Consider the following 13,149-nt stretch of genomic DNA (forward strand, 5'->3'; position numbering starts at 1 on the left):
TTTGACGCAGAATTTTATGGAATTTCGCTGCCGCAAATCTCGCAAGCAATAAAATTCTATCGATTTACGCTCTTAAATTTGCTCAAATCGCCGCCTGTTTTATAAAATTCTTCAGCGTCGATCATAGTGCCGTCGGGCAGCTTACAAACGGTGTAGTCCACGCCGTTGCCGTCTTTGCGGACGATCAGCTCGCCGCCGTTTTTGATACAAAAATCCCCCGCAGCGCTAGCCTCTGCGCTCACCGAAGCGAAAGCACCCACCACAAGCGCCACTGCAAAAAATCTCTTAAAACTCATTTAAATCCTTTCGTTTAATTTTGCCCGTTTTTAGGGTTAAGCTTAAATTTAGGCGCCAGATACGCTAAGCGGCCTGCGCCTAAATAAATAAACCGCCGACCCTCCTCGAACACTGATAATAGCGTTTTAGATATTGAATCCTACCTATAAATCCCAGCAGCGCCAAGTCCGCTCGCCGCCGCAAAATCAAAGCAATCGAACTTCATCCAATACAAAATTTTAACATCATAAATTTTGTCTTCAATAAAATTCTAGCGGCGAAATCCAAGCCGCATCAAAGCTATTTCTGCCGTAAAATACCAGCTATAAAAGCGAGGGCCATGGCAAAAACTAGCTCAGCGGCAAGGCAAGCACGGATCCTAGACAATCTTGTTTACAAGCATGAGTCGCGCTCAAACCCTATAAATTTAACCGCCGCTAGCCGTTTTTGCGCGCAAACTCGCTCATAAAAGCAACTAGTTTTTCAACGTCCTCGTAGTTTATCGCGTTGTAGATCGAGGCGCGGATGCCGCCTAAAACGCGGTGTCCTTTAAGCCCGATCATCCCCTCCGCCTCCGCCTGCGCGACGAAAACGGGCTCAAGCGCGGCGTCTGCGATATTAAAGCTCACATTCATCAGGCTGCGGCTGTCCTTTTGCGCGTGGCCGCGGTAGAAACCGCCGCTAGCATCGATCGCGCCGTAAAGTAGCGCCGCCTTGCGCTTGTTGCGCTCATGCATTGCCGCGAGCCCGCCGATTTCGTCCTTGATCCAGCCGAGCATTAAATTTAGCATGTAAATTCCGAAAGTATTCGGGGTGTTGCTCATCGAGTCCGCATCCGCCTGCGTCTTATAGCGCAGGATCATCGGCGTTTTGGGGTTTGTGCGATCCAGCAGATCCTTGCGGATCGCCACCATCGTAACGCCCGCGGGGCCGCCGTTTTTCTGAATACCACCGTAAAACATCCCCACGCTGCTAAGATCCACGGGGCGCGAAAACAGATCGCTCGAGCTATCGACTACGAGCGGGCAGCCGCACTGCGGCAGCTGCGGATATTGCGTGCCGTAGATCGTGTTGTTCGAGCAGATGTAGCCGTAATCGGCGCCGTCAGAGAATTTAACCTTGGGGATGTGGTCGAATTTGCTATCCTCGCTGCTTGCGACCACGCGGTAGTTTATACCGAGCACGCCCGCTTCCTTGATCGCCTTGCTCGTCCAATTGCCCGTGTTGGCGTATTCTGCGACGCCGCCTGCGTATAGGTTCATCGGCACCTGCGCGAACTGAAGGCTTGCGCCGCCTTGTAAAAACAAAATCGTAAAATCATCCGAAAAGCCGTAGAGATCGCGTACGCGGTCCATCGCGCTATGTAAAACTTCCTCGAAAATTTTGGTGCGGTGCGAGATCTCCATTATCGAAAATCCGCGCCCCGCGTAGTTTAGCAGCTCCTCTTGCGCCTGCTTTAGCACGCCCAGCGGGATGGTGCTAGGTCCTGCGCTAAAATTTATTACTCTATCCATTTTGCCTCCTTTAGATGATTTTCGCGTTTTTGCTGAGCTGCTGCGAGCAAAGGACAAACTCGTCGCCAGCGGCAAGCTCACCCAAGCTCACCGTTTTGCCGTCCTTTTGGATTTGAACGAGATCCTTTGTGATCTCAAAAAATTTCGCCTTTTGCGCCAAAAGCTCATCTTTGGCGCTTAGCGTATGCTCTGCAGCGCTTAGCTTGGAGCCGATGAAATTTTTAAATTTAAGCTCGAAATTTAAAAGCTTTGCAAGCGAGCCTGAAATTTTTGGCTCGACCGATTTTGATTTAAGCTGTAAAGCTGCGAGGCTCAGCACGTTTTGTGCGGATGAAATTTTATCTTTTATCAGCCTATCAAGTGCGTCGCTTACGCCGTCTAGGCTCTGAAAGATCGCGCAAATATCGGGCAGCAGATCGATCATCGCAGCGGTGGGCGTGAGGCTTCGGTGATCGGCTACGAAATCGCTGATGCTAAAATCGATCTCGTGTCCGACCGCCGAGATGACGGGCGTTTTGGCCGCGTAGATCGCGCGAGCCAAGGCCTCGTCGTTGAAGCACCACAGATCCTCGCGCGAGCCGCCGCCGCGAGCGATGACGATCGCATCGTAGCCCTTCTCGTCGGCTACGCGCAATGCGCTTATGATCGAAGCAGGCGCGCCCTCGCCTTGCACTAGTGCGTTATACAGATCAATTTTACAAAGCGCGAAGCGGTCCTGCGCCGTGCGAAGCATATCTGCCTGTGCCGCTGAGCCCGCGCTCGTGATGATCGCGATGCTTTGGGCAAATTTCGGAAGCTGTTTTTTGTGCGCGGCATCAAAGAGCCCCTCTTTGCTAAGCCTTTCTTTTAGCGCGGCAAACGCGGCCTCCAGTTCGCCCTCGCCGCTTTTGCGGATATTTGAGACCTGGATCTGATATGCGCCCGTGGGGGCGTAGAGCGAGACCTTACCGCTTACGATGAGTTTATCGCCGACGGCTGGGATAAAATTTATCCGCGCGGCGTTAAATTTAAACATCGCGCAATCAATCGCCGCGCTCGCGTCTTTGATCGTGAAATACCAGTGCCCGCTCGTGCTTTGAATTCTAAACTTAGATATCTCGCCCTCGACTTCGACGAAGCTAAAGCTCGTCTCCAAAAGCGTCTTGGCTTGGGCGTTTAGCTCGCTTACGCTAAGCATCGTCGCTCTTCCGCGCGATTTTCTCCGCTATGAAAAGCGTGCTGACGTCGAAGCTGAAGCCCTTTTGCACGCGCAGCTCAAAGCCTGCGTTTTTAAGCTTTTCGCTAAAGCTCGCGGCGTCTAGGAAGCTACCGATGGAGCTTGGCAGATACTCGTAAGCTTCTTTGTTTTTCGAGATAAAGGCGCCGATTTTGGGTAAAATTTTGCTCACGTAAAAATCTCTGATTTTAAACGCGAGCCCGCCGCTTGCGGCTTTGGTAAATTCCAAAACCACGAGCGAGCCGCCCGGTTTTATGACGCGATTAAATTCCGCAAGCGCCGCGTCCAGCTCCACGACGTTTCTTATGCCGTAGCTGATGCTTAAAATCTCCACGCTTGCATCATCTAGCGTCGTGGCGCCCGCGGTTGCTTTGATAAACTCGCAGCCGGGAAATTTTTGCCTCGCTACTTCGAGCATCCCTTCGCTCGGATCGATCCCCACGATCCGCTCGATCTGCACGCCGTACTGCGTCGCGCCGTCGCGCCACGAGCTTATCATATCGCCCGTGCCGCACGCGACGTCGGCGATACTCACGAGCTCTCCTTTAAGCTTTTCAAGCGTTAGCTCGACCGCTTTTTTGCGCCACGAAACGTCCACGCCAAAGCTGATGGCGCGGTTTGCCAGATCGTAGGTAGGCGCGATCTGATCGAACATCTTTATGATTTTTTCCTGTTTTTGCACGGGCTTTCCTTATTCATATGCTTTGATTTTGCGCAGCGATCTTTTCAGCGCGCGCAAAAGAGGCTCTTTTTCATTTAAAATTTTTTTCTCCAGCTCGGCGCGGCGGTCGTTTAAACGGGCGTCCAGAGCCAGCAGATACGCAAACGCGACGCCGCTTTTATCGCTTGCTTTTTGATAGATCGCGATGAAATTTTGCCACACGCTGATATCTTGCAGCGCGCCGAAATCCTCGCAGGCAGCCTTGGTGCGCTTAAACAGATCTCTGACGCAGCCTTCATCAAAGCTTCTTGCAAAAATTTCAAGCGCGTATCGTAGCCTCTTTAGCCCTATGCGCGCGTCGTGAAATGCCTGCAGCAGCGAGCCTTGCTTTAAATTTTTTAGCTCCGCGCGCAAGCTTTTAATCAGCTTGCAAAGGCGGGCGGAGGCGAACTTTTTTGAAATTTTTTCATATTCGCTACGCGCGTAGATGCCGTCCGCGCCGTTTAAAAATCCGCTAATAGCGCCGTTTAAGTCTGTAAATTCCGCGCTATAGAGAAATTCTAAAATTTTATCCTCCGAGCGCTTTGCGATAAGATTTAGCTGCTGCAAAAAGCTCGCAGGCGCGTCGTCGGCCTTCAAAAACTCCGCAAAAACGTGAAGGTCTCGCAGCTGATTGGTGCGGCTCATAAATTCTGCAAGCAGTTTTAAAATTTCATCCTTTTTTTCAGCTTCGAAAAGCGGCGCGGATAGCTTCAAAACGGCTCTAAATTTACGGATCTGCACGCGCAGCTCGTGAAGCGCTTCGGGGGCTAGGCTTTTTTGATACTCGCTTTTTGCGCCGCACGCCCTCGTCCATGCCAGCTCAAGCGCCAAACGCGCGAGCTTAACGCTGTCCGCATAGGGCGGCGCGAAAAATTTAACTCGGCTAAATTTTTCAAAAACGCTGCGGGCGTGCGCGAAATCAAGAGATCGCGGCGGGATGCCGTAGCGCGCCAGATAGCGGCTTTTGTAGCGATAATCGTCGGTGATCTCGCAAAAATCGCTGCTACCGAAGGTTTTTGCAAAATCAAAATTTGCGCTTGCCGCCTCGTTTTGAAATTTCGCTCGTAAAATCGCGAGCGTGCTTAGCTCGCCGCCGTAAAGCTCTAACCAAAACTCCGCCTCATCGTTAGCAAAGCCGTAGCGGTTCTTTTGCACGACGCGGGCTACCCTGCTTTTTAAAGCCTCTTTGAAATCATCTTTTGAAATTTTAAAATTTAGAGTTTGTCTGTCGAGATCCTCTTTTTTGTGGTGCAAAGAGCATTCGTCGTTTTGGCGGATGTAGTAAATTTCGGGGTAGAACGAAGTATAAAACCAAGCGATCTTTACCTTGCGACATTTCAGCCCCGCACGCTCTAGCGTCCGCAGAATCGAATCGTCGCTCAATAAAAATTTACGCTTAGTTTGCATACCCGCTCCAAAAATAAAGTGGGTAATAATAGCAGAAAATTCTTTAAACTATCTACACTTTTCGCAGTCTTCGACCGTAGCCGTGATATTTAGCTTGCGGATGAAATTGCCCGCTTTGCGCTCGATGTTTTTCAAAACGTCCTTATTAAAGGCATCGTCCATGAAAAGATCCGTGACATTGCCGCATTTTTCGCATACGACGTGAATGTGCGGCATCTGATAAATGTCGTAGCGGCTCTTTTTATTCGGTGCGTTCACCTCGACTACGACACCTTCGTCGAGTAGGGTGTTTAAATTTTTATAAACCGTCGCTAGCGAAATGGATGGATAGTCCTCTTTGATCCCCTCGTATAGGTCATCTATGCTTGGATGTTCGTGGCGATCCAGCACCTTTAGGATGCACAATCTTTGTGGAGTTGCTTTCAAACCGCAGGTTTTTAGTAGTTCTACGTGGCTCATTTTTGTCCTTCAAAAAATTTTAAAGTGATATTATCAAATTTTACTTTAAACAAAGTTGATATTAACTAATACTTTTTATCACTTAATATTCGCTCGGTTAGAGTTTGGATATCTAAGCCCAAGCTGCGCTCCACGTCGGCGGTCTTGCCGTGCGGTAAAAAGATATCAGCAAACTCGAAGCTTACGATCTTTACGTCCGAAATTTCATTTTCTTGCAAAAATGCGCTTAAAATTTCACCAATACCGCCCTTTTTGGCATTGTCGCTAAAGACGTACCAAATTTTATCTTTGCGAGCCAAGCTTCGCAAAAACTCGGCGTCCAAAGGCTTTGCAAAGACTAGATCTACGATGTCCGTCTCGATCTGCCCCTCCAGCGCTTCAGCCGTTTTATACGCTCTGCCCGCGCCGTTTCCGTAGCCGATGAGCGCCACTCGCGCGCTATCGCTGCGCTTTAGAAACACCGATTTTGCAAGCTCTACCGCAGATGCACCGGTCTCGTCGCAGCCCAAGATAAAGCTTCCGCGCGGATAGCGGATCGCCAAAACCCCTTCATGCGCGTAGGAGTACTCGATGATCCGTTTAAAGCTAGCCTCATCTCGCGGCGCGCACATACTGACGTTCGGAATCGCGTTTAAGAAGCTCACGTCAAAGACCCCCTCGTGCGTCTCGCCGTCCTCGCCCACGATGCCCGCGCGATCCATCGCAAGGACTAAGCTTAGATTCATAATCGCCGCGTCATGGACGATCTGATCGAACGCGCGCTGCATAAAGGTCGAATATATCGTAACGTACGGCTTAAAGCCTTCGCGCGCCATCGCAGCCATAGAGCTTAGCGCGTGAGGTTCGGCGATCGCGACGTCCCAGAAGCGGCGGGGAAATTTCTCGATCAGCTTATCCATGCCGGTGCCGCTCGGCATCGCGGCGGTTACGCCCACGACGTTTTCATGCTTGGCGGCTAAATTTAAAAGCGCCTCAGCGTAAATTTGCGTGGCGCTTTTGGCGGCGGATTTTTTCTTAAATTCTCCGCTTTGAATGTCGAAAGGCCCTACGCCGTGCCAGCTCTCCAAATAGCCCTCGGCCTTGTCATAGCCCTTGCCTTTGATCGTTTGAGTGTGCACGACGACGGGCTTACGCGCGCTTTTTGCCGTCTTTAGCGCCGATATAAGATCGGCTAGGTTGTGGCCGTCCACCGGGCCTATGTATTCGAGCCCCAGCTCCTCAAAATACATCCCAGGGATAATGAGCTTTAAGGAATTTTCAAAGCGCTTTGCCATATACGTCGCGCTTTGCGGAGCGTGAGAGAGCAGCTCTCTTACGTGGGATTTAAATTTTTGATATGTCTCGCCCGCCATCGCTTGGCTTAAGTATTTGCTAAAGGCGCCGATCGGCTTGCTGATGCTCATTTTGTTATCGTTTAGGATTATGATGCAGGGCAAGCGCAGATCGCCTAGCTCGTTCATCGCCTCATAAGTCATGCCGCCGCTCATCGAGCCGTCGCCGATGAGTACGACCGGCACGCGATTTTCGCGCTTTAGGCTTATTGCTTTTGCCGCGCCCACGGCTAAAGAGATCGACGTCGAGGCGTGCCCCGCCACGAAGTAGTCAAATTTACTCTCGCTAGGCTTCGTGTAGCCGCTGATACCGCCGAACTGCCTAAGCGAGCCGAACTCATCCCAGCGGTCCGTTAGAAGCTTGTGTGCGTAGCTTTGGTGGCTTACGTCGAAGATAAACGGATCGCTCGCAGCGTCAAATACGTAGTGCATCGCCACGATGAGCTCGACTGCGCCCATGTTTGAGCTTAAATGGCCGCCGTTTTTGCTCACGACTTCGATTATGCGCGCTCTGATCTGCGTGCAAAGCTCCCGTAGCTCCTCTAGGCTTTTATTCTTAATATCCACTCAAAATCTCTCCCAGAGCGCCCAAGACGCGATCGTTTTGCTCGGGCGTGCCGATCGTGATGCGCACGGCGTTTAGCCCGTAGCTTTTTAAATTTCGAATGATGATGCCGCGGCGCAGAAGCTGCTCGCAAAGCTCGCTACTATCTAGCGGCGGGCTAAGTTTGAACGTGATGAAATTTGCGTAGCTAGGGATAAATTCCAAATTTCGCTCGCGCGCAAAATCCTCGAAGCGGCTCATCTGCGCGGCGTTGTTTTGCAGGCTTTTTTGCACGAAAGCCTCGTCTTTTAGCGCCGCAATTGCTGCTGCGAGGCTTAGCGTCGTGATGTTAAAGGGCGGTCGCAGCTTATAAAGCGCGCTTATGATTTGCCGCGGCGCGATGCCGTAGCCTACGCGCATGCCGCCTAGGCCGTAGACCTTTGAGAAGGTGCCCAGATAGAGCACGTTTTTAAAATTTTGAATTAAGAGCTTAGGATCGAGCTTTTTGCGTTCATCTTTAAACGCCGCAAATTCGTTGTATGCGGCATCGATCACTAAAAGCGTGTCCTCATCCACGCTGCGAGCGAACTCATACACCGCCTCCGCATCCAAGCACTCGCCAAGCGGATTGTTCGGCACGCACAAAAAGATGACCGAAATTTCATCCCTGTGCGCGTTATAAATTTTTAAAAGTTCGGCTAGGTCGTGCTCCTGCGCGCTCGTTTTATAAACTTTAGCCTCGCAGTGGCTTGCGTAGATGCCGTACATCGCAAAGGTAACGCCCGCTTGCAGTATCGCGCGGCGCGAATTGAGCTTGGCGTGCAGCGCAAACTCGATGATCTGATCGCTGCCCGCGCCGATGATGATATTTTGCGGCTCTACGCCGAATTTAGAGGCGAGCGCGCCCTTTAACTCATACATCGAATCATCGGGGTAAAGATGCGCACAGGCGGCATTTTGCGCGATCGCCTCCTGCACCGCCTCGCTCGTGCCGAAGGGGTTTTCATTGCTGGCAAGCTTTAGCACGTCCTGCTTGCGGATACCAAACTCCCGCACCACAAGCTCGATCGGCTTGCCCGCTTCGTAATTGCTTAGATTTTCTACAAATTCGTTAAATTTCATCACGCCCCTCCGTTTATATAGCTCCCCAGCCATGTGATTTCGTGGCCGTTTTTCTGCGCGTTTTGCAGCACGCGCGCCACGCGTTCGTCGTCGATATGTCCCTCAAAATCGACATAAAAGATGCATTTAAAATCCCTAAGCTTAACAGGGCGGCTTTCTAATTTGGTTAAATTTATACCCTCGTTGCGAAACATCTGCAAAAAGTCCACGAGCCCGCCCGGACGGTCGTCGGTTTTGGCTAGGATGCTCGTTTTGTTGCGGTCGCTCTTTTGGTTTTTAAAGTCGCTCAGCACGAAAAAGCGCGTACGATTGGCGGAGTTGTCCTCGATCTTTTGAAACATCATCGGCACGCCGTAAAGATCGGCGGCGATCTTGGAGCAGATCGCGGCGGAGTGCGGCGTGGCAGCTGCCATCTGCGCCGCAAGCGCGGTAGATTTGGTCGCGGTAAATTTAACGCTGCTAAGGCCGTGGTCGTCTAAAAATTTAAGGCACTGATTGTATCCTTGCGGATGCGAGAATATCTGATCCACCGTGCTTACGTCGTCGCAATGGCTCGCAAAGCAGTGGTGGATATCCATATAAATTTCGGCGACGATCTTAACGCCTTCGTATTTTCGCAAGCAATCAAGGGTCGCCCCCACCGCGCCTTCGGTGTTGTTTTCGATCGGCACGACGCCGTATTTGGCCTCGCCGCTATCAAGCTCCTTAAAGACCGCCTCGATGTTTGAGAGCGGCAGATAGGAGCTTACCGCGCCGAAGCGGCTCTTGGCGGCTTGGTGCGAATAGGTGCCGAAAGGCCCCAAAAACGCGACGATCTGCGGCTTTTCTAAATTTCGCGAAACCGAGAAAATTTCAAAAAATATCGCCTCGATCGCCTCTTTGCTTAAATTCCGCGCCTTTCCGCCGTCCAGCCTGCTGATGATCGAGCGCTCGCGCTCCGGGCGGTAGATCGCGCTGCCCGCGGTCTGCTTCAGCTCGCCGATCTTTTTGACAAACCCCATGCGCTCGTCGATAAGGCGCAAAATTTCATCATCCAGCTTGTCGATACAAACGCGCAGATCATCGATGTTTTGCATCACAACTCTCCTTTTGCTCGCCCTCAAATTTCGGCGCAAATTTTAGAAATTTCACGCCGCTTCTTTTGCTGCACGCTTTGAAATTTTGACCTCGCGAACTTAAAATTTCATCGCTTAGGACAGCTGCGCCACAACTTCCGCACGCTAAGAAGGCGCGATAAAATCCGTCGCAGCGAGATCTTAAATTTAAAGAGGCGCGGTTAAAATTTAAAACGGGGCTTTGTTTTACTGTAAAATTTAGAGGCGCATTTTGTTCGGATTTAAAATTTAAAGCAGGGACGCATTTAGGCTCGGAATTTAAAGCGGCGGTGCGTTTAAAATTTAAGACCGTGCTTGCTGCTGCGTTAAAATTTAAAGCCGCTGCGCGCTCGGATTTGAAATTTAAGATTGCGCCGCGTTTTAGACGGCTCGCCGCGCTGATCATACGAGATCCTTTTCGAGCGCGATTAGCTCATCAAAGCTCTCGCGCTTTCTAATCAGGCGGTCCTGTCCGTCGTAAACCGCGACCTCGGCGGCACGGCAGCGGGTATTATAGTTGCTCGACATCGAAAAGCCGTAGGCGCCGGCGCTCTTGATCGCTAGCAGATCGCCGCTTTGCAGGCTAGGAAGGCTCACTCCTTTGGCTAGGAAGTCGCCGCTTTCGCATATCGGGCCCACGACGTCGCAGGGGCTTAAGTTCTCTGCGGAGCTTTGCGGCGCAGAATTATCCACGGCGGAGCTTAGATTAGAGGAATTCTGTGGCGCAAAATTTCCTTGCAAGCTTTGTGAAACGCCGTTTTGCGGCGTGGAATTCTGCGGTGCGAAATCCTCTGAAGCGGACTTAGCCTCGATACCGAAAGCTTTGCTATACGTGGAATTCTGTGCCGTAGAATTCTCGGTGTCGCTTTGGCTCGCGCAGCTTTCGCAGGCGGAATTGCGCTCGCTTACAAGCTCGATTTTATGGTGCGCGCCGTAGAGGCTCGGGCGTATGAGATCGTTCATCGCGCCGTCAACGATGACGAAGCGCTTGCCGCAGTTTTGTTTTTCATAAAGCACGCGGGTAAGGAGAACGCCCGAAGCTCCCGTGATGAAGCGCCCGGGCTCGCACACGATCGTGACGTCTAGACCGCTTAGGCTCTTTAAAATTCCTTGCGCGTAGTCGTAGAGCACGATCTGCTTTTCATCCTCGTAGCGGATGCCGATGCCGCCGCCCACGTCGAAAAATTTTATATCGATCTCAAGGGCTCGCAGCTCGCGCAGCAGCTCGCTTACGATCTTTGCGGCGTCGCAGATCGGAGAGATGTCCGTGAGCTGGCTGCCGATGTGAAAGTGGATACCGACGGGATTTAAAAATTTGCTCTTTTTGGCGTAGATATACATCTTGCGCGCGGTCTCGATACTGACGCCGAATTTGTTCTCATTTAGCCCCGTGGAGATGTAGGGGTGGGTCTTAGCATCAACGTTCGGATTTACGCGGATGCTTATGCGAGCGGGTTTATTTAGATTTTGCGCGATTTGCTCCAGGCGCAGCATCTCGGCTTCGCTTTCTAAATTTATCAGCAAGATGTCCGACTTTAGCGCAAACTCGAGCTCGCTGTCTTGCTTGCCGACGCCCGAGAATATGATCTTATAGCTCTTTGCGCCGATATACAGAGCGCGGCGCAGCTCGCCGATGCTGACGCAGTCAAAGCCGCTACCCAGATCCGATAGAAATTTTAAAATACTTAAATTCGAGCTTGCTTTAATCGCGAAGCAGACGAGCGACTTGCGCGCTGCGAAGGCCTCTTTGAGCGCTATGAAATTCTTTTGTATCTCGTTAAAATCGTAAACGTATAAAGGGGTGCCGTATTTGCGGGCTAAGCTTGAATAATCCATAGAATTTCCACCGATAAATTTTGCGCCATTCTAACAAATCAAGGCTTAACGATGCTTAAAAACCAAAAATGCTGCAAAGCCTAATAACGCTGTTACGGGCACGATAATGCCAAGTTCTGGGATGATGACGCCGTTGAGAGAAAACCTAATCAACACAAAAAGCACGCCCCAAGCGCATAACGTAGCGATAAAAAATCCAAAGCTTAGCAGCGCGAGATTAAAAAATCGTCCCGTAACGGGCAGGTAATAATACAGCACCAATACCGCTAAAGGCGCAAATAATGGAAAAAATATCATATTATAAAGGCTTGCTTTTATAGTGGAGATATTCACGCCTTGATGCGAAAAGGTGCGGATCGAACGCAAAGCATCCCTGATCGAATATACATTACTCGTATCATAAACGCTTGCAATTGAGCTTGGATCAAAGCCCTTAAGCGCCTCGCTCTGCGCGCTAAACTCACTTCTTAATCCACTTCCTCCAAGTTTAAGCTGCGCTGGTAAAGTAGTGGTATTTACGTCGCGCAGATGCCAAATTTTACCTGCGTATTCACCAGAGCTTGCGTGCGAGCGCGAAACAACGGAGTTATCACCCATATCAAAGATCGTTATATCATTTGCGTTTTTGCCGTTTAGGGCTTTGATGTAAATATATTTACCCTCAAATTTCAAAAACATATCTCCTCCCGTAGGCGATAAATCGGTTAAATTCTTTTGAAATTTTAACGCGTATGCAAACGGGGTAGAATTTAAAGCTATAAAGCCCACAGTAATCGCAAGTGCGATCAAAAATGGAGGGATTATCAGCGCGTTTTTGCTAACCCCAAGCGCATAAAAGCTCACCAGCTCGTTGCTACGGATCATATTAAAGCCCATCAAAATAAGCGCAAAAATAAGACTTAGCGGCAGCGTGTAGCTAAGCGCGACTGCCGCGGTTAGAGCGATATACAAAAGAGCGGTATTCGCGCTTGAGGGAAAATCTTTGAGATTGGTAAGCACATCGATGCCTACGTAAAAGCACTCAAGGGCTATTAGAAGGATAAAAAAATACTTCAGATAGGAAAGAGCCGCGTATTTTACGTATAACTTCACGCCCTAGCCTTTTTAATCGTAAATTTTTGCGCGACCTGCTCTATATCCGAGCAAATGAGCTCCTCTACCGCGCGCGCGACATAGGGTAAAATTTCACTCAGCTTCTCGCGCTCGCTTTCATTAAAATTTCCGAGCACGAAATTTGCCGCATCCTGCCCTTGCTGTTTTTTGCCCACGCCGATACGCACGCGCTCGTAATCTGCACCGATTAGCGCGTCGATCGATTTAATGCCGTTGTGCCCGCCGCTACTGCCGCCTTTTTTAAATTTAACGGCGCCTAGATCCAAATCTATATCGTCGTGCACCACAATGATGCGCTCGGGCTTATAAAAATCATTCACCGCCTTTACGGAGTTGCCGCTTAAGTTCATAAAAGTTTGGGGTTTTAAAAGAAGAAGCGAGCCCTTTTTAAAAAGCTCGCCTTGGAATTTAGACGAGCTGAGCTCGCTAAAGCCGCCCGTCTTTAAAATTTCGTCGATTAGCATAAAACCGACGTTGTGTCTGGTATCTGCGTATTTCTGAGCAGGATTCCCAAGTCCTGCGATCAGTATCATA

13 protein-coding genes are annotated in these 13,149 nt (G+C 50.4%); all 13 read right to left on the bottom strand.

Annotated elements, in window-relative coordinates:
* Positions 1-56 precede the first annotated feature (56 nt).
* Entirely contained in the window at positions 57-296 is a 240-nt protein-coding gene (locus tag QZ176_RS02205) for a DUF333 domain-containing protein (protein WP_295150930.1), read from the bottom strand.
* A 417-nt stretch (positions 297-713) separates the two neighbouring features.
* The gene (gene serC / locus QZ176_RS02210; RefSeq protein ID WP_295150932.1) at positions 714-1,790 is read right to left on the bottom strand and encodes a 3-phosphoserine/phosphohydroxythreonine transaminase; all 1,077 of its coding nucleotides are present in this window, start codon (positions 1,788-1,790) and stop codon (positions 714-716) included.
* A 10-nt stretch (positions 1,791-1,800) separates the two neighbouring features.
* Positions 1,801-2,967, bottom strand: coding sequence for an exodeoxyribonuclease VII large subunit (gene xseA, locus QZ176_RS02215; protein WP_295150933.1), 1,167 nt, complete (start codon positions 2,965-2,967; stop codon positions 1,801-1,803).
* A complete protein-coding gene (gene ubiE, locus QZ176_RS02220) occupies positions 2,960-3,688 on the bottom strand; it encodes a bifunctional demethylmenaquinone methyltransferase/2-methoxy-6-polyprenyl-1,4-benzoquinol methylase UbiE (protein ID WP_295150935.1) in 729 nt (242 codons plus the stop codon). Before ubiE ends, xseA begins: the two co-directional genes overlap by 8 nt.
* A 9-nt stretch (positions 3,689-3,697) precedes the next feature.
* The gene (locus tag QZ176_RS02225) at positions 3,698-5,116 is read right to left on the bottom strand and encodes a CHAD domain-containing protein (RefSeq protein ID WP_295150937.1); all 1,419 of its coding nucleotides are present in this window, start codon (positions 5,114-5,116) and stop codon (positions 3,698-3,700) included.
* A gap of 48 nt (positions 5,117-5,164) precedes the next feature.
* Positions 5,165-5,575 carry a Fur family transcriptional regulator gene (locus QZ176_RS02230; RefSeq protein ID WP_005869540.1) on the bottom strand — a complete coding sequence of 137 codons (411 nt, stop codon included), beginning with the start codon at positions 5,573-5,575 and terminating at the stop codon, positions 5,165-5,167.
* Positions 5,576-5,640: 65 nt separating this feature from the next.
* Complete coding sequence (gene dxs / locus QZ176_RS02235) at positions 5,641-7,473, bottom strand: 1-deoxy-D-xylulose-5-phosphate synthase (protein ID WP_295150938.1); 1,833 nt, start codon at positions 7,471-7,473, stop codon at positions 5,641-5,643.
* Positions 7,463-8,572 (bottom strand): histidinol-phosphate transaminase, encoded by a 1,110-nt coding sequence (gene hisC / locus QZ176_RS02240; protein WP_295150939.1) that lies wholly within the window; start codon positions 8,570-8,572, stop codon positions 7,463-7,465. The genes dxs and hisC overlap by 11 nt, the downstream gene beginning before the upstream one ends.
* On the bottom strand, positions 8,572-9,648 hold the full coding sequence (pheA, locus tag QZ176_RS02245) for a prephenate dehydratase (RefSeq protein ID WP_295150941.1): 1,077 nt from the start codon (positions 9,646-9,648) through the stop codon (positions 8,572-8,574). Before pheA ends, hisC begins: the two co-directional genes overlap by 1 nt.
* On the bottom strand, positions 9,632-10,072 hold the full coding sequence (locus tag QZ176_RS02250) for a hypothetical protein (protein ID WP_295150942.1): 441 nt from the start codon (positions 10,070-10,072) through the stop codon (positions 9,632-9,634). The genes pheA and QZ176_RS02250 overlap by 17 nt, the downstream gene beginning before the upstream one ends.
* Positions 10,069-11,502, bottom strand: coding sequence for a diaminopimelate decarboxylase (gene lysA, locus QZ176_RS02255; RefSeq protein ID WP_295150943.1), 1,434 nt, complete (start codon positions 11,500-11,502; stop codon positions 10,069-10,071). The genes QZ176_RS02250 and lysA overlap by 4 nt, the downstream gene beginning before the upstream one ends.
* 45 nt (positions 11,503-11,547) lie before the next feature.
* Complete coding sequence (locus QZ176_RS02260; protein ID WP_295150945.1) at positions 11,548-12,594, bottom strand: LptF/LptG family permease; 1,047 nt, start codon at positions 12,592-12,594, stop codon at positions 11,548-11,550.
* Positions 12,591-13,148: an aminoacyl-tRNA hydrolase gene (gene pth / locus QZ176_RS02265; RefSeq protein WP_295150946.1), complete on the bottom strand. Its 558-nt coding sequence runs from the start codon at positions 13,146-13,148 to the stop codon at positions 12,591-12,593. Before pth ends, QZ176_RS02260 begins: the two co-directional genes overlap by 4 nt.
* Position 13,149: the final 1 nt, after the last annotated feature.

The sequence above is a fragment of the uncultured Campylobacter sp. genome (genome assembly GCF_905373215.1).
GTDB lineage: Bacteria > Campylobacterota > Campylobacteria > Campylobacterales > Campylobacteraceae > Campylobacter_B.

Excerpts from the sequence above, each read along its gene's own strand:
- QZ176_RS02205 (WP_295150930.1), bottom strand. The coding sequence starts at position 296 with ATGAGTTTTAAGAGATTTTTTGCAGTGGCGCTTGTGGTGGGTGCTTTC.
- serC (WP_295150932.1), bottom strand. The coding sequence starts at position 1,790 with ATGGATAGAGTAATAAATTTTAGCGCAGGACCTAGCACCATCCCGCTG.
- xseA (WP_295150933.1), bottom strand. The coding sequence starts at position 2,967 with ATGCTTAGCGTAAGCGAGCTAAACGCCCAAGCCAAGACGCTTTTGGAG.
- QZ176_RS02225 (WP_295150937.1), bottom strand. The coding sequence starts at position 5,116 with ATGCAAACTAAGCGTAAATTTTTATTGAGCGACGATTCGATTCTGCGG.
- QZ176_RS02230 (WP_005869540.1), bottom strand. The coding sequence starts at position 5,575 with ATGAGCCACGTAGAACTACTAAAAACCTGCGGTTTGAAAGCAACTCCA.
- hisC (WP_295150939.1), bottom strand. The coding sequence starts at position 8,572 with ATGAAATTTAACGAATTTGTAGAAAATCTAAGCAATTACGAAGCGGGC.
- pheA (WP_295150941.1), bottom strand. The coding sequence starts at position 9,648 with ATGCAAAACATCGATGATCTGCGCGTTTGTATCGACAAGCTGGATGAT.
- QZ176_RS02250 (WP_295150942.1), bottom strand. The coding sequence starts at position 10,072 with ATGATCAGCGCGGCGAGCCGTCTAAAACGCGGCGCAATCTTAAATTTC.
- lysA (WP_295150943.1), bottom strand. The coding sequence starts at position 11,502 with ATGGATTATTCAAGCTTAGCCCGCAAATACGGCACCCCTTTATACGTT.
- pth (WP_295150946.1), bottom strand. The coding sequence starts at position 13,148 with ATGATACTGATCGCAGGACTTGGGAATCCTGCTCAGAAATACGCAGAT.